This is a genomic window from Caballeronia sp. INML1, from assembly GCF_023631085.1.
Lineage (GTDB): Bacteria > Pseudomonadota > Gammaproteobacteria > Burkholderiales > Burkholderiaceae > Caballeronia > Caballeronia turbans.
In genome coordinates this window covers 93,962-111,702 of sequence record NZ_JALQDT010000056.1, presented here as the reverse complement: position 1 = coordinate 111,702, position 17,741 = coordinate 93,962, and the positions used below count along the sequence as shown (strand labels likewise).

Below are 17,741 nucleotides of genomic sequence, written 5' to 3'. Positions count from 1 at the left end.
ATCGTTGGCCGGCGGGCTCTCATGCGTCACCCAAGGATTGCGATGTGCGCCGAGCCGGCCACCGATCACTTAGAGGCTCATATGGCTGACACTACCTGGGTTGTCGTTGCCGACGGCAGCCGTGCACGATTCTTTGAGACACCGGGACTCAAACTGGATTTGCGGGAAATCGAAGACCTGGTCAATATCGTCCCGAGTGGACTGGCGCTCAGCGAGAAGGATCGCGAAAAATTCGCGAAGACCGTCGCCAACTATGTCGAACAGGGACGGCTTCAACACCGATATCAACGATTGCGATTTGCCGTGGAGCCGAAGTTTCTCGGGATGCTGCGCGAGCGTCTGAGCGAGGAGACGCGTCAAATGATTTTTGAACAAATCGACGAAGATCTCTCGGCCCTCGATGCGCGCGAGATTCAAGCGCACCTGCAAAGGCATTGACGGCGACCTGCCAGATGCCATTTCGGGACCGCTACAAACGCTTCTTGCGAGGCTTGTCCAAGTACGCACCTCCTGAGCGCGATGACCCACCCCTTGGAATCGTTGTCGGCGTTCCTGGCCAACTGCGCGCCCTCCGGAATGACTGCGACAAATGGCGCACTTATGAGCATGGAGTGATTCACACCGAGGTCGTCACAGCCCGCGGCCTGCACAACTGACGTGCCCGCCGGTATAACGAGCCGAAGTCCCTGCACGGTATTCGGCCCGCCGTTGGTGAAGCGACGTTCATCGGTTGGCAGCGTAGCCCGGGTCCCGGCGAGACGGCGGAAAGCCGGCGCGCCTCGCTGCGAAGACAGTTGAAAAGGTGGCAGCGCATGTCATCGCCGTCGATGAAAGCGGTTGTACACCGAACGGCAAATGCGAGCGCGCCGTCCTTGTTCGCGAACAGGCCGAGCTTGCCGAGCGACGTTGCATGCCCGTTCTCGTCGAGGATTGAGGCTGTAGCCATGACGGTGCGTCCTGCCGACGCAACACGCTTGATCGATCCGTGACGTACGTCGCCAGCTGCGAAGTCGGCGAGGGCGCAAGGGCTGTGGCGCTGGTGCATCGCTATCTGAATAGCGTGTGAGCGTAAGCGCAACCTTGATCCGCACGTGCGCGCACCTGTCCGAGGAGTACGATCATGACCCCTGGTTGCACGCATCCAGGCGAGCCCGCATTCTCCACACGCCCATCGACTATTGCGTGGACTGCGTCAAGCTTCGCCAGCCGTGGGTACATTTGCGGCTTTGTCTTTTCGTGCGGACACTACCGCGGCCGCTTTCCATCTTTGACGGCTTCATGCGGGATATCGTCGAGGGCCATGGAAGCTGACGAGCTGTTTCCGATGTCGCCGTGTGCGCACCGCGCTACTTGATCTCGAGGCGCCGCTTCGCGGCGGGTTCATTCGCCGCTTTGGGCACCCGCACGGTGAGCACGCCGTTCTCGAAATTCGCTTCGGCGCGTTCTAGATCGACGCCGGAGGGTAGCGGAATCACGCGCTGGAACTGTCCGAACGCCCGCTCCACCCGGTAGCAGCCCTTCTCGTCGCCCTTCGATTCGATGCGCTTCTCGCCGGTCAGCACCAGCATGTCCTCAACGACTTCGAGCTCCACGTCCTCGCGCGACAGTCCTGGCAACTCGGCCACGATGCGAAGCGCGTCGCCGTCGTCGACCACATCGAGGCGCGGCTGAAAGCGGCTGGGGCTGAAGTCGCCGAACCAGTTGCCGATCGGTCCCATCCCGCCGAACGGATCGCGTATCAGGTCGGTGAGAAGATGCAGGGGATCGGGCAGCGGCCAACGCGCCGCATCGAACGATGCTGGCCATGTGGACGCGCCCGCATCCGAGGTCGACGGCGCGGGGGCTTGCTGCGAGGGCGGGGTGTTCAGCTTCGCGCCCGCGGCCTTTTCCTCCGGGCTCTTGCGCAGGAAGCGGAAGGGGTTCCACTTATCGAGGTCCAATAGCATCGCTATGCTCCTTGTCCGATGAGCCGTCAGAGCGGCCCGAATCTTCAGTGACTCCTGCCTTGGCGCTCGCGGCCGACGTCAGCCCTTTGCATATTCGAATTCCGGCAGCTTTTTCAGCGCATCCTTGTTAGCGCCGACCAGGATTGCCTTCGGCGCTATCTGCTTGAACTGCTGAATGGGGATGGCGACTCGGTGCGCCGCCATCCCGAGAAAGCCGCCGACGTCGATAATCGCGGCCGAGAGCGAGCCATCGGGCGCGACAATCAGGTCGTCGACGCGGCCGATCTTTTCGTTCTTTTCGTTGTAGACATCAGTGTGGATCATCTTCGATGCGCGCCAGCCTGTTGCGACCAATTGCGCTTCGGTGACGGTCACTCCGAGCGTCGCCTTGCCGGCGATGGGCGCATCCTGCGCGGTCGCGCCGCTGGCCACAAAGCCACCAGCGGATAGCGCCAGGATAAATGTCGACAGCCTTGCGGCCGATGCGAGGTTAGTCATCATGGCGTTCTCCAAAACGCGCAACGGATACGTGTACGCCGGGCGCAGGATGCGCTCATGAGTGCTGCGGCGTGTTTTGCTTGTCGCGAAGGACAGCGCTGCGCCAATTCCGTGCGCCGAGGCCCAGGACGAACAGAAGCGCGCCGGTCACGATGGCGTACGTGCCGATCATCCAGACGAGGGCAACGGCTCCAGCACCCGGGAAGGCCACCACGAAGATGCCGAACAGGACCGACAGGCTACCGACGCACAACAGCAGCCACTGCGTGCGGCCGTGCCTTTTCAGCCGAACCCAGGCGATGAGGTCGAGCACTCCGGTGACAATGGCGTTCGCGCCCATCACGGTGATCAAGACGAGCGCCGTGACGCCCGGCGCCGCGACGGCGATCAGGCCCGAAGCGATCGCGCACAGGCCGAGCAGCAAGGGAATCCACCAGTCGGTGCGGATCGAACGATGTCCTATCGCCGCGCTGACCGCCGCGACGCCTCCGATGAGTGCATACGCCGCGAACATCGCGACGAGAAGCAGCAGCGTGAGACCAGGCCAGAAGAGCGCAAGGAGGCCAAAAAGGATTCCCGCGGCGCCCCGCAGCGCGAGCATCCACCATGCGCGTCCGAGCAGTTCGTCCATCGGTTGGGTTCCTCAGCCGGATCGCCGGTATCCGGCTAATACAGCGCGTGCAGTTTTTGTTTAGTCAAGCCTACGTTCGCCAGGCGCGCTCTTCTTTCGAGTTCCTGCCCAAAGGTGTCGGACTTCTGCGTTTGTCGGTCGCTCACCGATCCAGTCGAAAGCGCATCGACAGATCGTAGGCGGTGATGCGCAAGGCGAATCGATATGGGTCCGGCATTGCCCAGTGACGTTGCGGGCAGCCGGTGAACGAGGGCTTGCTCCAGCTACTGATCTGGTCGCGAAAGGGTTCGAGTGTCGGAGTGAGCTTCTTGCGGCCCATGAGCCCGGCGCGCGCTATGTCGCGGTCGGAATCGCCTTGCCGCATACGGACAAGGACTTGGCGGTACTCAAACAATTCGAACCTCCGGTTGGCCCTGGGCGCTTCTCAGAAAAGAGCGAAGCGTGCCCAGTTGGGAGAGTTCGAACCGCGTTCTGCCACATGGCACAGGTGGCGCCTATACGCCGACCCTCCGCTGGCGCCTATGCGCCGATCACCAATTGGCTCCTATACGGCGATCCGTGACATATGGTTCGCGTCGAGGCCGGCAGTGCCCGTTTCGGGCCGCTCGACCCCTTGAAACCGCGCATCCAATAGGGGGACCTAATAAACCGCTTTTATGCGGTGGATAGGGTGTACAGTGAGCAACGGCCCTCACTTTGTCGGTCGGTCGTCAGAGGTAGTGATGCGATTGGCTTCCGAGATACCATCCTTTTCGGAAATGAGACTGTCTACCAACTGGCTCGTCAGGCGCGGCTCGGCAATCTCATTGTTGGGTCAGGCAGATCGACGGCGCAAAAGTAGCGATTTCCTGCAAACAGTATGACCATCTGATCGTGGCTCTCGATTTTCTCGAATGCGGGCCGCAGTTGCGATGCCGTCAGGCATCGCACATGTTTCCGGGCACATGTCGATGCCTAGGAAATTATCTTTCAGTCGACGGCGAAACGCACACGCAGGCCTGACTGGAAGTTCGAAAAATCGATATTCGGCCGCCGCTGACATGTTTTCGTGACTTTTCAAAGGCGGCACTAATCTCGGAAGTAGTCGACGCGCAAGGAGCCAGAAACCGCTGCGCTATGGCGGGGTCACTGAATCTTGGGCAAATCGCCGGCAAGTCCCGATGGACGGGCTGCTTGGCCCTGCTGGCTCAGCCGTCTTTTCTTCGACCGGGCACGTGTGCTCAAAGGCACGATAACCGCAACACCGATACGGTCGGGATCGAAAACGACCCGGCGAACCAGTCCGAACCTTTACATCAAACGGACAAACACCAGGAAGGCAGTCATGAATGATCGATTGGTTGACGTAGTAGACCGCAGCGGCACGGTGCTGCACACGTACCCGATTACCCTAAGTGATTCGGGCAACGCCGCGCACGACTCGGAATACCAAGCCAAGGCGCTCGAAGCAGCCGCCCACGGCCGGCTTGTCCCCGATGCTGAACTCGGCACCCTGACGGCCAGGATGCATATTAGTCGGGGCGGGCAGATGGCTCCCTACGGCGATGACCTGGAGAAAAACTCAGAGACGAAGCTCGGTTTAGAACAGGCGGTTCGGGAACGCGCGTATTTGCTCTGGGAGAAGGACGGGCGCCCTGAAGGGTATGCGCAAGAGTATTGGCATCGCGCTCTTGACCAGCATCTTCGGGAGCGGGCCTACGTTTTGTGGCAGCAAGAAGGAAGTCCCGAGGGGCGGCAAGATGAATATTGGCGTCGGCTTGTGGATTTCCAGGCTCAGTGAGTGCCGCGCGCCCGGTTGTCCGGGCCGTACGGCGAAATAACCGCCTAGCAGTGTGATCTTCAGGTCGGTCAGTGCAGCCCAGCTGAGGGTCGAACAAAACGGACGTAGCTGGGAGTTACTCGTGCGGCCGGCAGCCCGCCAACTGAAGAATGCCAGCGCCGACGCCTCTTTAGCGTGCTGCGTCGCAGTGCATGCGCACGGGTCGATGGATCCCATCAAATCTCGATCTCTGCGCGCCAGGCATTGCTCGCCTTCGAGCCACTCGACGACATCAACGTATTTCGACTGCAATCTGGAATCCTGCACTGGCCTGTGGCGCGACAATTTGGAGGAGAGAATTGCTTTTCATTTCATCAAAACTTCTCGAGCGTCAGATACATGCTTTTTACTTGGGCAGATAACGGAAGAAAATATTGAAGTGGGCAGCGTCCTACGTACCTGCCATGTGAAAGCACGAGCCTTTTTCAAAGGAGGACCGATAACGGCGTGTTCAGTGGAGCGTCAGTGCTTTGGAGCGCCAAACACTGCCTCGCGTGGCGCCCGACATTGAGCCCAGAGCTTCCGTGCAGATTCCTGTCTGAGCGGTCTGCATTTCCTGCACTACACTCGTTGATGTAGAACAAAGACGTCGTGCGCACGGGAGAAGGCGTCATGAGCCGGCCGCTGGATGATGAACTCTTGCGCGCGTCGCGCGTCAGGCCTGCCAGGCGCTGGATCGCATGGTTTTTCGCCATCGCGAGCGTGATCATTTGCGCGGTGGCGGTGCGCATGACGCAGATCGAAATGCAGACCTCGCTTCGGCAGGCCCGTTACTTGTCGGAGTTGGGGCGCGAGATCGGCTTTTCTGTCGGCGAGGGACCCAGCGCCAGCGTTCCGCGGGCGTCCGCCGGACCCTATGATGTGCGGCTCGGCTATGCGTTGCTGCCGTCGTTCGAGGAGCGGCTCCTTGCGCGCGGGTTTGCCGTCACCGCGCAGGCGCGCGGCTCGGCAGCCATGCTGTCAATGGCCGATCGGGGCCTTTTCGTTCCCTATGAAGAGAAGGACCGCGCCGGGCTTGCACTGCTCGATTCGCGCGGCAACCCGCTTTACAGCGCTTCGAGTCCCGGTCTCGCCTACGAGAGCTTCGAGTCCATTCCGCCGGTCATCGTCAATGCACTGCTGTTCATCGAGGATCGCAGCCTGCTCGACAACAGCCTGCCCAACCGCAATCCGGCAATCGACTGGGGACGCTTGGGCCGCGCACTCTTCGACCAGGGCCTGCGAGTCGTCGACAAGCATGCCCCGCAACCGGGCGGCAGCACGCTGGCGACCCAGATCGAGAAGTTCCGCCACTCGTCGGGCGGACGCACGGCGTCGCCGCCGGAGAAGCTCCGCCAGATCGCATCGGCTTCCGTGCGTGCGTATCTCGAGGGCCCGCAGACGATGCCCGCGCGCCGCCAGCTCGTCGTGCGCTATCTGAACTCAGTGCCGCTTGCGGCGCGGCCGGGCATCGGCGAGATCAACGGGCTTCCAGACGGCATGGCCGCGTGGTACGGACGCGACTTCGACGAATACAACCGCATCCTTAACGCACCAGTTTCGGCCGACATGCTCGATGCGCAGGCGCTCGCGTTCAAACAGGCGCTATCGCTGATGATTGCGCAGCGCGCGCCATCGCGCTTTCTGCGCCCGGGCAGCCCGGAGCTCGAGCGCCGCACCGACAGCTACCTGCGCCTGCTCGGGGCGAACGGCATTATCGCCCCGGCGCTGCGCGACACGGCGCTTGCCGTGCCGCTCGAACTGAATCCGGCGCCGCATCGTCGCGCGGCGGTGTCGTTCGTCGCGCGTAAGGGCGTGACCGCGCTGCGCTCGAACCTGCTTACGATGCTGGGCGTTTCCAGCCTCTACGATCTCGACCGTCTCGACCTCAGCGTCACCGCCACGCTCGACGACGCGGTGCAGCGGGCCGTGAGCGAGCGGCTCGCGAGCGCGGCCACCCGCGATGGCGCGGCGGATGCCGGGCTATTCGGCTATCACATGCTGCGGCCCCGCGATAATCCTTCGAACATCTCGTACAGCTTCACGCTGATGGAGCGCAAAGGCGGCTCGAACCTCGTGCGCGTGCAGACCGACAGCGTCAACGAACCTTTCGACATCAGCCGCAGCGGGCGACTCAACCTGGGCTCGACAGCCAAGATGCGCACGGTTATCACCTACCTGCAGATCGTCGCGGCGCTGCACGCGCGCTATGGGGCGATGAGCGCAGCGCAGTTGCGAGTCGTGACGCCCGACCGCCAGGATGTCCTGACGCGCTGGGCGCTCGACTATCTCGCGAAGACCCCGGACCGCTCGCTCCCCGCGATGCTCGATGCTGCCGTCGCGCGCAAGTATTCCGCGGGCGCCGGCGAGACTTTCTACACCGGTGGCGGCGCACAGGCCTTCTCCAACTTCGAGGCGACCGACAACTCGCGCGTGCTCACCGTGGAGAGCGCGTTCCAGCATTCAGTGAATCTCGTGTTCGTGCGCCTGATGCGCGATATCGTCCATTACGAAATGGTCGAGGCGGCGGGGCCGTCGTCGGACTGGCTCAACGATCCGGTGGTGCGTCACGCCTACCTGACCCGTTTCGCCGACGCGGAGAGCCGCGTGTACATGAACCGCTTCTACACCAGATACCGGCTCCGGACTGCAGACGAGGCTCTTGCGCTGCTGTTGCGCGACGTGCGCAAGTCGCCGCCGAAGCTCGCAACGGTGTTGAGAAGCGTCGCACCCGACGAGCCGCAGGCGTGGTTCGATGTCCGCATGCGCGCGGCGCTGCGCGGCACGCCGTCCGCGTCGATCACGGACGAGGACCTGGCGAAGCTCTACGTCAAATACGGCGTCGACAAGTTCAATCTCAACGATCGCGGGTATATCGCGAGCGTGCATCCGCTTGAACTGTGGACGCTGAACTATCTGCGATCGCATCCGCTTGCGACGCTGACTGACTTGCAGGAGGCGAGCCGCGATGCGCGCGCCACCGCCTATTCATGGCTCTTCAAGACACGCTATCACGCGACGCAGGACAGACGCATCAAGCGCATGGTCGAGTTGCAGGCGTATGCGCAGATCACGAAAGCGTGGCGCGCGCTCGGCTACCCGTTCTCATCGGTTACGCCTTCCTTTGCTACCGCGATCGGGGCTTCGGGCGACCGTCCGGAGGCGCTCGCGCAACTGGTCGGTATCGTGGAGAACGGTGGCCAGGGTCTCGCCACGCAGCGCATCTCGACGCTCGAATTCGCGAAAGATACACCGTTTGAGACCCGGTTCACCCAGGTGAGCGCGCCGGCGAAGCCGTTGCTCGCGCCCGAGATCGCAACGGTGGTTCAACGGCTCCTGCGCGACGTGGTCGAGGGCGGCACGGCGAAGCGTCTCGCCGATGGCCTGACATTGCCCGATGGCCGCGCACTCGACGTCTCCGGCAAGACGGGCACCGGCGACCAGCGCTTCAACGTGTATGCCCGCGGCCGGCGTCTCATCGAATCGCGCAAGGTGAACAGGACGGCCACGTTCGTCTTCGTGATCGGCGAGCGCTTCTTCGGCACGATCACGGCCTACGTCCGCGAGCCTTACGCCGCGCATTACGACTTCACAAGCGCGCTCGCCGTGCAGTTGCTGAAGTCGCTCGGGCCGGCGCTGCAGCCTCTACTGGCCGACGGACAGGCGGCTGGAGCCGCCGGCGAAGCGAAACCGGAATCCCGGTAGAAGCGCGCGTCAGGATGCCAGGCGCAGATGCCGCTTGCCGGAAGTGGTGTTTTCCGAGGGTCCGGTATGGCGTGAATTGCGCCCTGGCCCAATGCGAACGGGCGATCATCCGACGATGTCGATCCTGCGTGCTCGCGTGATACACGCGCGGCATCCCCTGAACCTGCAATCCGGCGCCTGCGGGATCCAGCGATGCCGGATTGCGCGGACCGTCCCGATCGTTCATTTCAAATCGACAGGCACGAAGCTGCGCACACGCTCGCGCTGAATCAGCAAGGCAAGCAGCGCCGTGTTCGAGCTAACAGATTCATGCACCAGACGCCTCATCCTCGACAGGATGACTTTCAGACGCGCGATACCTTGTCGTGAACTTGCATTCCTAAGGACTTCGAGTTTCGCGCCGTAAACCAAATAAGCGGCCAGACATTTCCTCGTCGCCTGTCGCCTTACCTTCTGAAGCGCAAATCAATTGAACCCTAGCGAGTCGCGCATTCGCCATGCGGGGGAATTTTTCATGGCCTCGACACGTTACGATATTCCCAGCTCGATGCGTCGCAGATTCCTTTCGACGCTCGTCCTGGGCGCCGGCTCGCTCGCGCTAACTGCATGTGGTGGTGGCGGGTCGAATTCGTCGACTGCGGCGAGCTCGTCAAACAACACAAGCCCGAGCACGACCGCCGGCTCGCAGGGCACGAGCAACGTCAGTCCGAGCCCGGCCGCTAGTCCTCAGAGCGCGAACGAGACCGGTCCGGGCACGGGCTCCGGCACCAGCTCGCAGAGCGCGAGCAACGCCAGTTTGAACGGCGTCTTGCTTGACGCGTCCTTCGGCGTGAAAGGCGACGGGATCACGAACGACCGCGTTGCGCTGCAAGCCGCGATCGACGGGTCAGTCGGACAGATTCTGCTGATCACCGGGCAAAGCCGGATAGACAGCACGGGCCTCACGCTGCGCTCGAACACCCACATACGGTTTGCGCAGGGCGCTTCGATCAAGATGCTCGCTCACAATACTGACTGGTATCAGATGCTGCGCATCTGGGATGTGAGCGACGTGAAAATCGAGTCGCCGTACCTCGACGGCAGCAAGTCGCTTAATGCGGCCACGTCGGGCGAGTGGGGCATGGGCATCTCGATCGCCGGCAGCTCGAACGTCACGATTACCTCGCCGACAACCATCGACTGCTGGGGTGACGGCATATACATCGCCAACAGCTACGTCGCGGACGGCGTGACGAGCAAGTCCGTCACGATAAACAACCATCTCGCGGACGGCTGTCGTCGCCAGGGTGTGACTATCACTTCGGGCGACACCATCACTTTCAACAACCCTATCTGGCAGAACATAGCTGGCACAGCGCCTCAAGCGGGGCTCGACATAGAGCCGAATGACAACTCGGCGGTGTTCCGGGCTATCAGGATCGTCAACCCGAAGACGCTGGACTGCGGGGGGCCGGGCATCCAGGTCGATCTGGGATCGCTCGCGGGACCGGTCGCCAAGACCGTCGATATTCACATCTCGAACCATATCGACAACAGCCAGAACGATGGCCCATTTAGCGTCGGCGGCCTGGAGCCGAGTGGCTACATCGTGACGGGATCGATCACGAGCACAAATCCGGTGTGGAAGGAGAACTGGTACCTGGGTGACTGGATACCGTCAGGCCCGACCATCTCGGTTGTGAACCCGACCATCGGCTAAGTGTGCGACCCGAGAAGTTGCGCCGTCATTCACGCCCCCAATGCGATTGCTCTCACCGCTCTCATCAGCTACGGGAAGTGAGCCGTTTGTCAGTTCTGGGCGCGCCGGGGGGCGCAAGCAGCCTGCGATGAGCGGCGGCGTAAATACGGTCGGCGCCGTCGTGAAAAGTCTTCAGCATACTTGGCCTCCACATCGGTCGGCAGCCAGAAAAAGGCCTTCAGCTCTTGCCCGCCGGGACGACGGGATACGTCGATCGGGATGGCGTTTTCCAATCTCAAGCCGAGGCCTGGGCAATTGATCGAGTGGCGGCATGCGCCACGTGTCTCGCAGATGCCGCAGTTGCGCGTTCGATTCGACGCCCACCGCTCTTTTCCGTCTTACGTTACCTGCGCATAGTGCTCCTCGATGCCCGCGGCCAACTGCGTCACCAGCCGGCTCATCGCTACCTGCGTACGCCATGCGACGTGCGGCGTTACGATCAAGTCGGCTCGGGGATTGCGCAGCAGCGGATGATCGGGCGCAGGCGGCTCCTGCTCCAGCACGTCGAACGCGGCGTTGGCGATCAGTTTGCGATCGAGCGCCTCGACGAGCGCAGCTTCGTCGACGATCCCGCCGCGCGCCGTGTTCACGAGCGATGCAGTACGCTTCATCCGCTCGAATTCGCCTATCCCGCAAAGATGCCGCGTTTCTTCCGTGAGAGGACAATGCAGGCTGATCACATCGGACTCGCGCAGCACCTCGTCGAATGCGGAGTAGCCGGGACGGACCGCAGTTGCGCCCTTGCGGTCGGCGAAGAGCACACGCATGCCGAACGCCTCGGCGAGTTGGCCGATGCGCTTGCCGCCATGCCCCGACCCGATGATGCCAAGCGTCGAGCCGTAGAGATCCACGACCGGATGCAGTTCCGCATAGAAGGTGGGCGAGCCGCTCCCGCCTCCGGCGTAAATGTCACGCCAATACGGCACGAGATTGCGGCGCAACGCCATCATCAGCGCGAAGGCGTGCTCGGGCATCGGTCGTTTCGCGTCTGACCGCGCGGCGGCCTACTTCGCAGTCGATTGGGCCATTGCGCGGCTTAATGGCGAAGAACTCGAGCCGCCTTTCAGGATGCTGGACGCATGAGGCCTCGCTCAGCGCTTGACGGCTCGATCTTTCCGGAAGTTGCGAAAGCACATTTCATAAGTTCTGCGGCCAGATGTTGTCCGCATCTTCATAACATGGTGACCTAGCGTCGACGCAAATCGTCGCTGCTTGGCAGGCAATACCGTGATCGGCGACCGGATGGCGCGGATCGCAACTGCATGCAGCGTCTCGACGTGGGCGCCGCGCTGGTGCGGATGCAGTTCTTCAACGGGACGCGATAATAAAAGGCGGCACCATCAAGTGCCGCCCATTCATAAGAGCACCGAGCCCCGTCAGAAGACTTACCGCACCTTGCCCGCCTTCCACGCCGACAGCAGTTGCTCATACTTCACTGTTTCGCCCTTCGGCTTTTCGTTGGCGAGCGCCTTCCACGGCGCGTGTTGGTCCGACAGCCACTTGGACGGATCGCTTTGCGCATTCAGCTCCGGCGCGCAAACCTTCATGCCGGCCCGCTGCAAACGGGCCAACACCTGGTCCATTTCCTTCGCGAGGTTATCCATTGCAGCCTGCGGAGTTTTTTCGCCGGCGACGGCGGTGCCAACGTTCTTCCACCAGAGTTGCGCCATCTTTGGATAGTCGGGCACGTTGTTGCCGGTCGGCGTCCACGCGACGCGCGCAGGGCTGCGATAGAACTCGATCAAGCCGCCGTACTTGTCCGCGTTTTTCGTGAAGTAGTCGCTATGAATGTCGGAGTCGCGAATGAACGTGAGACCGACAATCGACTTCTTGAGCGACACGCTCTTCGACGTCACGAACTGCGCGTACAGCCACGCGGCGGCGCGCTGATTCGGCGGCGTCGACTTGAAGAACGTCCACGAGCCGACGTCCTGATAGCCGTTTTGCATGCCGTCCTTCCAGTAAGCGCCGTGCGGGGACGGCGCCATGCGCCACTTCGGCGTGCCGTCCGCATTCGTAACGTTGCCCGGCTTGAGCATCGACGCCGTGAACGCGGTGTACCAGAACACCTGTTGCGCGATCCGGCCTTGCGCGGGCACAGGGCCCGCTTCGCTGAAAGTCATGCCGGACGCTTCTGGCGGCGCGTATTTCTTGAGCCAGTTGATGTATTTGGTCGTCGCGTAGACTGCTGCCGGGCTGTTGGTGCCACCGCCGCGCGACACCGACGCGCCTACCGGATGACAGCCGTCAGGCGTCACGCGAATGCCCCATTCGTCGACGGGCATGCCGTTCGGAATGCCCTTGTCGGCTGCGCCCGCCATGGAAAGCCATGCGTCCGTGAAGCGCCAGCCGAGCGACGGGTCTTTCTTGCCGTAATCCATATGGCCGTAAACTTTTTCTCCGTCGATAGTTTTCACGTCGTTCGTAAAGAACTCGGCGATGTCTTCATACGCGGACCAGTTGACCGGAACGCCGAGATCGTAGCCGTATTTCGCCTTGAACTTGTCCTGCAAGTCCTTGCGTGCGAACCAGTCCGCGCGGAACCAGTAAAGGTTCGCGAACTGCTGGTCGGGAAGCTGATAAAGCTTTTTGTCCGGCGCGGTCGTAAAACTCGTGCCGATAAAGTCTTTCAGGTCAAGACCGGGGTTCGTATATTCCTTGCCTTCGCCTGCCATGTAATCCGATAGCGGAACGATCACGCCATAGCGATAGTGCGTGCCGATCAGGTCCGAGTCCGAGATCCAGCCGTCGTAAATGCTTTGCCCGGATTGCATCGAGGTCTGCAATTTCTCGACGACGTCCCCTTCCTGAATGATGTCGTGCTTCACCTTAATGCCGGTGATTTCACTAAACGCGTTGGCAAGCGTTTTTGATTCGTAGGTATGCGTATCAATCGTTTCCGATACTACATGCACTTCCTTGACGCCTTGCGATTTGAGTTTCGCCGCGGTGTCGATGAACCATTTCATCTCGTCCATCTGTTGCTGTTTCGAAAGCGTGCTCGGTTGAAACTCGCTATCCACCCATTTCTGCGCCTCAGGCGTGCCCGCCACAGCCTGGTTCGCGAAGGCACCAGACACGATGCTTGCCACTGCCAGCGCGACGATCCGTCTCCTCTGATGCATGGTCTTCTCCTGTGTCTTCCGTGCCCCTTCGATCTTGTCGGCGCCCGCTGGGGGCATCAGCGGAACCGGCAGTTGCCAGTCTTCATTGCATGCTTCGGCTTTCTAGCCCTTCCACATGATTGCGAGCAACACCAGCACCGAGGCTGCGAAGCCCGGCCAGGAACTCGATCCCTCGGCGCTGATTGCGAGCCACGCGAGATTCACATACGCGGCAGCTAGCAGGCCGATGAACAGGCGATCACCGCGAGTCGTCGCGATAGGCAGAAAGCCCTTGCGTTCATGAGTCGGCGAGCGCAGTTCCCATACCGTCATGCCGCCCAGCATAACGACGATGCAGCCGAAGAAGATTGCGACCTCGGGCGTCCAGTACATCCACGTGAACATCACACTCTCCCCATCGCGAAACCCTTCGCGATGTAGTTGCGCACGAAGTAGATCACGAGCGCGCCTGGAACGATGGTCAGCACGCCCGCCGCCGACAGCACGCCCCAGTCCATGCCGGCCGCCGACACGGTGCGCGTCATCACGGCAGCGATAGGTTTCGCGTTGACCGAAGTCAGCGTGCGCGCGAGCAGCAGTTCGACCCAGCTGAACATGAAGCAGAAAAAAGCCGTGACGCCGACGCCCGACTTGATGAGCGGCAGAAAGATTTTCACGAAGAATGCGGGAAACGTATAGCCGTCTATGTACGCGGTTTCGTCGATCTCGCGCGAGACGCCCGACATGAAGCCTTCGAGAATCCACACCGCAAGCGGCACGTTGAACAGCATGTGCGCAAGTGCGACGGCAATGTACGTGTCGGTCAGGCCGACGCTCGAATAGAGCTGGAAAAACGGCAGCAAAAATACGGCGGGCGGCGTCATGCGGTTGGTGAGCAGCCAGAAGAACATGTGCTTGTCGCCGAGAAATCGATAACGTGAGAACGCGTACGCGGCGGGCAGCGCGACCAGCACCGACATCACGGTGTTCATCAGCACGTAGATGATCGAATTGATGTAGCCCCAGTACCACGAAGGATCGGTGAAGATCACCTTGTAGTTTTCGAACGTCACGTGCTGCGGCAGCGTGGCGAACGTCGACATGGTCTCCTCGTTTGTGCGCAGGGAGATCGAGAACATCCAGTAAAGCGGTATCAGCGCAAACAGCATATAGACGACGAGCATCAACGTCCGCGTCCAGCGGCGCCTATCCTGCATGGTCGTCTCCTTGCGCGGCGAGGCCACCTTTGCCCACGCGGCTCATCCAGTTATAGAGAATGAAGCACAGAAGCAGGATGATCAGGAAATAGATCAGCGAGAAAGCCGCGGCCGGGCCAAGATCGAACTGGCCGACCGCTTTTTGTGTCAGATACTGACTGAGGAAGGTTGTGGAGTCGCCGGGACCGCCGCCCGTCAGCACGAACGGCTCGGTATAGATCATGAAGCTGTCCATGAAGCGGAGCAGCACGGCGATCATCAGCACGCCGCGCATCTTCGGCAATTCGATGTAGCGGAATACCGCAAAACGGCTTGCGCCATCTATTTCCGCGGCCTGATAGAAGGCGTCCGGAATCGCCCGCAAGCCCGCATAGCAGAGCAGCGCGACGAGCGGGGTCCAGTGCCAGATGTCCATCACCAGCACGGTGAGCCATGCGGCCGTGGGACTCGCCGTGTAGTTGTAGTCGAAGCCAAGACCATTGAGCCAGTAACCGAGCAGTCCAATATCCGGGCGCCCGAAGATCTGCCAGATCGTGCCCACCACGTTCCATGGAATCAGCAACGGCATGGCAAGCACGATGAGCGTGGCCGATGCGCGCCATCCCGAAGCCGGCATCGAAAGTGCGAGGCCCACGCCCAATGGAATCTCAAACAGCAGAACGCACGCGGAGAAAATGACCTGTCTGCCGAGCGCTTCGCGCAAATCCGGGTCGGTCATGATGTTGCGAAACCACTCCGTACCGACGAACACATGCTGCGTCGGGCCGATGATGTCCTGCACCGAATAGTTGACCACCGTCATCAGCGGCAGGATCGCGGAAAACGCGACGCAGATGAACACCGGAATGACCAGCAACCACGCTTTCTGATTGACGGGCTTGTTCATCGCGCGGCCCCTTCGGAGATGCGTGTTTCGATTCTTTCGTCATTGCAGAAGAACACGGTTTCGGGCGCAATGAGATGCAGCCAGGCAGGTCCGTCGACAACCCGCACATGCGGCTCGAGCCTTGCATTGAACACATTGCCGTCGCATTGCGCGGTAACCAGTTGATAGTTGCCGAGCTGCTGCGCGCGCAGCACCCGCGCGTTGACCGCGCCGGCTCCTCCTTCTTGCGAAAGGCGGACGAATTCCGGGCGAATCCCAAGCTTGAGCGCGCCGTTTGCCTGCTGATGCGCGCCACGTAGCGTCGCAAGCGTACCGGCGTCGAGCGGCAAGCGCTGCGAGCCGATTCTTGCGCCGTCGGCGTCGAGCTCGATCGGACAGAGATTCATGCCCGGACTGCCGATGAAGTAGCCAACAAACGCGTGATCCGGCCGCAGAAAAAGCGCATCGGCTCCGCCCTTCTGAACGACGCGGCCATTTGTCATCACCACGACTTCATCGGCGAAAGTCAGCGCTTCTACCTGATCATGCGTCACGTAGATAAGCGTGAGCTTGAGTTGCTGGTGGATCTTCTTCAACTGCCGCCGCAGGATCCACTTCATCGCGGGGTCGATCACAGTCAACGGTTCGTCAAAGAGAATCGCCGCGACGTCCTTTCGCACGAGGCCGCGCCCAAGCGAGATTTTCTGCTTGGCGTCGGCGGCCAGATTGCTCGCCTTGTTCGGCAGGTCGCGCGTCATATCGAGGATATCCGCGACTTCGTGCACGCGCTTCGTGACCTCGGCGGCTGACATCTTGCGATTGCGCAGCGGAAACGCGAGGTTATCGAACACGGTCATCGTGTCGTAGACCACGGGGAACTGGAACACCTGGGCGATGTTGCGCTCGCGCGCGCCGAGCGCCGTCACGTCGCGTCCGTCGAACAGCACCTTGCCCTCCGACGGCTTGACGAGCCCCGACACGATATTCAGCAGCGTGGTCTTGCCGCAACCCGATGGCCCGAGCAACGCATAAGCGCCGCCGGCATCCCAGACCATGCTCATGGGTTGAAGCGCGTAGTCGTCGAGAGTCGCGGGGCTCGGTCTGTACGCGTGCGCGAGATTCTGGAACTCAATGCACGCCATAAGCCGCCTCCGGGCTGGACACCAGTTGGGTATCCGCGCCGAACACAAACAGTTCGTCAGGGTCGATGAAAACGTCGAGCTGCGTGCCGAGCTCGATCTGATGCACGCCTTGCAACTGCGCAACCAGGTCGACCGCGCCGGTGAGCGTGCGCAAGTGCAGATACGTTTCCGAGCCGCTCAGTTCAGCGAGTTCGAGCCGGCACGGAACGGCGATCGCATGAGAGGACTTCGCCTGAAGACGCAGGTGCCCCGGCCGGATGCCGATGCGGCATGCGCCGTTCGCCGCGGGACCGTGCTGGACTGGAACCTCCACGCCGATCGGCAGACGCGCGCGGCCGTTGCCGCAGTCGCTCGTCAGCATGTTCATAGGCGGGTCGTTGAAAACGGCCGCGGCCGCGACGTTGACCGGTGCGTTATAGACATCGAGAGTGGGACCGAACTGCAGAACCCGGCCTTTATCGACGATTGCCGTATAGCCGCCCAGCAGTAGCGCTTCGAGAGGTTCGGTGGTCGCGTAGACGACGGTCGTCTTGCCGTCAGCGAAGAGCGTAGACAGTTCCATGCGCAATTCCTCGCGCAGTTTGTAATCGAGATTCACGAGCGGCTCGTCGAGCAGCACCAGCGACGTGCGCTTCACGAGTGCGCGCGCGAGCGCGCAGCGCTGCTGCTGGCCGCCCGACAGTTCACCTGGCCGCCGCTCCAGCAAATGGTCGATATGCAGTCTGGCTGCGACTTCCTGCACGCGCCGGCGGATTTCGGCAGGGTCGGTTTTTTGCAGGCGCAAAGGCGAGGCGATGTTTTCGGAAACTGTCATCGCCGGGTAGTTGATGAACTGCTGATAGACCATCGCGAGATTGCGCTGGCGCACGCTGACGCCTGTCACGTCCTGGCCGTCGACGAGCACTCGGCCGCCGTTCGGCCTGTCCAGACCCGCCATGACGCGCATCAGCGCGGTTTTGCCAGCCTGCGTGGGTCCGAGAAGCACATTGATGGCGCCGGGGACGAGGCGCAAATCCACGCCGTAAAGATACGGTTGCCCGCCAGAAACGACACTGACTCGCTCCAGTTCCAGGACCAAATCGCTCTCCTTTGCGGCG

The 17,741-nt window shown here is 61.6% G+C and carries 15 protein-coding genes; 4 read left to right on the top strand and 11 right to left on the bottom strand.

The features are described 5' to 3' along the window. Positions 1 to 81 precede the first annotated feature (81 nt). Entirely contained in the window at positions 82 to 438 is a 357-nt protein-coding gene (locus tag NCR38_RS21550; protein WP_061119091.1) for a host attachment protein, read from the top strand. A 908-nt stretch (positions 439 to 1,346) separates the two neighbouring features. Here the strand turns inward: NCR38_RS21550 and NCR38_RS21545 are convergent. From NCR38_RS21545 to NCR38_RS21530, 4 genes are all read right to left on the bottom strand, one after another. Beyond that, the gene (locus NCR38_RS21545) at positions 1,347 to 1,946 is read right to left on the bottom strand and encodes an Hsp20/alpha crystallin family protein (RefSeq protein ID WP_061119024.1); all 600 of its coding nucleotides are present in this window, start codon (positions 1,944 to 1,946) and stop codon (positions 1,347 to 1,349) included. Between the two features lie 78 nt (positions 1,947 to 2,024). Continuing rightward, positions 2,025 to 2,447: a PRC-barrel domain-containing protein gene (locus NCR38_RS21540; protein ID WP_250477570.1), complete on the bottom strand. Its 423-nt coding sequence runs from the start codon at positions 2,445 to 2,447 to the stop codon at positions 2,025 to 2,027. Between the two features lie 52 nt (positions 2,448 to 2,499). Then, a complete protein-coding gene (locus tag NCR38_RS21535) occupies positions 2,500 to 3,075 on the bottom strand; it encodes an HdeD family acid-resistance protein (protein ID WP_061119025.1) in 576 nt (191 codons plus the stop codon). Between the two features lie 142 nt (positions 3,076 to 3,217). Next, on the bottom strand, positions 3,218 to 3,394 hold the full coding sequence (locus tag NCR38_RS21530) for a hypothetical protein (RefSeq protein WP_250477653.1): 177 nt from the start codon (positions 3,392 to 3,394) through the stop codon (positions 3,218 to 3,220). A gap of 1,005 nt (positions 3,395 to 4,399) precedes the next feature. Between NCR38_RS21530 and NCR38_RS21525 the strand changes: the two genes are divergently transcribed. From NCR38_RS21525 to NCR38_RS21515, 3 genes are all read left to right on the top strand, one after another. Next, positions 4,400 to 4,855, top strand: coding sequence for a DUF2934 domain-containing protein (locus tag NCR38_RS21525; RefSeq protein ID WP_061119027.1), 456 nt, complete (start codon positions 4,400 to 4,402; stop codon positions 4,853 to 4,855). A gap of 651 nt (positions 4,856 to 5,506) precedes the next feature. Next, positions 5,507 to 8,578 (top strand): transglycosylase domain-containing protein, encoded by a 3,072-nt coding sequence (locus NCR38_RS21520; protein ID WP_250477569.1) that lies wholly within the window; start codon positions 5,507 to 5,509, stop codon positions 8,576 to 8,578. A gap of 514 nt (positions 8,579 to 9,092) precedes the next feature. After that, a complete protein-coding gene (locus NCR38_RS21515; RefSeq protein ID WP_061119028.1) occupies positions 9,093 to 10,277 on the top strand; it encodes a right-handed parallel beta-helix repeat-containing protein in 1,185 nt (394 codons plus the stop codon). A 377-nt stretch (positions 10,278 to 10,654) separates the two neighbouring features. Here NCR38_RS21515 and NCR38_RS21510 read toward each other — a convergent pair whose 3' ends face one another. The 7 genes from NCR38_RS21510 to NCR38_RS21480 all read right to left on the bottom strand — a co-directional run bounded on the left by NCR38_RS21510 (position 10,655) and on the right by NCR38_RS21480 (position 17,722). After that, positions 10,655 to 11,290, bottom strand: a complete 636-nt coding sequence (locus tag NCR38_RS21510) for an NAD(P)-dependent oxidoreductase (protein ID WP_250477568.1) — start codon at positions 11,288 to 11,290, stop codon at positions 10,655 to 10,657. A gap of 411 nt (positions 11,291 to 11,701) precedes the next feature. Beyond that, positions 11,702 to 13,441 (bottom strand): ABC transporter substrate-binding protein, encoded by a 1,740-nt coding sequence (locus NCR38_RS21505; RefSeq protein ID WP_061119029.1) that lies wholly within the window; start codon positions 13,439 to 13,441, stop codon positions 11,702 to 11,704. Between the two features lie 102 nt (positions 13,442 to 13,543). After that, positions 13,544 to 13,825 carry a DUF2160 domain-containing protein gene (locus tag NCR38_RS21500; RefSeq protein ID WP_061119030.1) on the bottom strand — a complete coding sequence of 94 codons (282 nt, stop codon included), beginning with the start codon at positions 13,823 to 13,825 and terminating at the stop codon, positions 13,544 to 13,546. Continuing rightward, positions 13,825 to 14,637 carry a carbohydrate ABC transporter permease gene (locus NCR38_RS21495; RefSeq protein WP_061119094.1) on the bottom strand — a complete coding sequence of 271 codons (813 nt, stop codon included), beginning with the start codon at positions 14,635 to 14,637 and terminating at the stop codon, positions 13,825 to 13,827. Before NCR38_RS21495 ends, NCR38_RS21500 begins: the two co-directional genes overlap by 1 nt. Beyond that, the gene (locus NCR38_RS21490) at positions 14,627 to 15,523 is read right to left on the bottom strand and encodes a carbohydrate ABC transporter permease (protein WP_061119031.1); all 897 of its coding nucleotides are present in this window, start codon (positions 15,521 to 15,523) and stop codon (positions 14,627 to 14,629) included. Before NCR38_RS21490 ends, NCR38_RS21495 begins: the two co-directional genes overlap by 11 nt. After that, positions 15,520 to 16,644 (bottom strand): ABC transporter ATP-binding protein, encoded by a 1,125-nt coding sequence (locus NCR38_RS21485; RefSeq protein WP_061119032.1) that lies wholly within the window; start codon positions 16,642 to 16,644, stop codon positions 15,520 to 15,522. Before NCR38_RS21485 ends, NCR38_RS21490 begins: the two co-directional genes overlap by 4 nt. Beyond that, positions 16,631 to 17,722, bottom strand: a complete 1,092-nt coding sequence (locus tag NCR38_RS21480; RefSeq protein WP_061119033.1) for an ABC transporter ATP-binding protein — start codon at positions 17,720 to 17,722, stop codon at positions 16,631 to 16,633. The genes NCR38_RS21485 and NCR38_RS21480 overlap by 14 nt, the downstream gene beginning before the upstream one ends. Positions 17,723 to 17,741 lie beyond the last annotated feature (19 nt).

Coding starts and splice junctions, on each gene's coding strand:
- NCR38_RS21550 (WP_061119091.1), top strand. CDS start 82: ATGGCTGACACTACCTGGGTTGTCGTTGCCGACGGCAGCCGTGCACGA.
- NCR38_RS21545 (WP_061119024.1), bottom strand. CDS start 1,946: ATGCTATTGGACCTCGATAAGTGGAACCCCTTCCGCTTCCTGCGCAAG.
- NCR38_RS21540 (WP_250477570.1), bottom strand. CDS start 2,447: ATGATGACTAACCTCGCATCGGCCGCAAGGCTGTCGACATTTATCCTG.
- NCR38_RS21535 (WP_061119025.1), bottom strand. CDS start 3,075: ATGGACGAACTGCTCGGACGCGCATGGTGGATGCTCGCGCTGCGGGGC.
- NCR38_RS21530 (WP_250477653.1), bottom strand. CDS start 3,394: ATGGGCCGCAAGAAGCTCACTCCGACACTCGAACCCTTTCGCGACCAG.
- NCR38_RS21525 (WP_061119027.1), top strand. CDS start 4,400: ATGAATGATCGATTGGTTGACGTAGTAGACCGCAGCGGCACGGTGCTG.
- NCR38_RS21520 (WP_250477569.1), top strand. CDS start 5,507: ATGAGCCGGCCGCTGGATGATGAACTCTTGCGCGCGTCGCGCGTCAGG.
- NCR38_RS21515 (WP_061119028.1), top strand. CDS start 9,093: ATGGCCTCGACACGTTACGATATTCCCAGCTCGATGCGTCGCAGATTC.
- NCR38_RS21510 (WP_250477568.1), bottom strand. CDS start 11,290: ATGCCCGAGCACGCCTTCGCGCTGATGATGGCGTTGCGCCGCAATCTC.
- NCR38_RS21505 (WP_061119029.1), bottom strand. CDS start 13,441: ATGCATCAGAGGAGACGGATCGTCGCGCTGGCAGTGGCAAGCATCGTG.
- NCR38_RS21500 (WP_061119030.1), bottom strand. CDS start 13,825: ATGTTCACGTGGATGTACTGGACGCCCGAGGTCGCAATCTTCTTCGGC.
- NCR38_RS21495 (WP_061119094.1), bottom strand. CDS start 14,637: ATGCAGGATAGGCGCCGCTGGACGCGGACGTTGATGCTCGTCGTCTAT.
- NCR38_RS21490 (WP_061119031.1), bottom strand. CDS start 15,523: ATGAACAAGCCCGTCAATCAGAAAGCGTGGTTGCTGGTCATTCCGGTG.
- NCR38_RS21485 (WP_061119032.1), bottom strand. CDS start 16,644: ATGGCGTGCATTGAGTTCCAGAATCTCGCGCACGCGTACAGACCGAGC.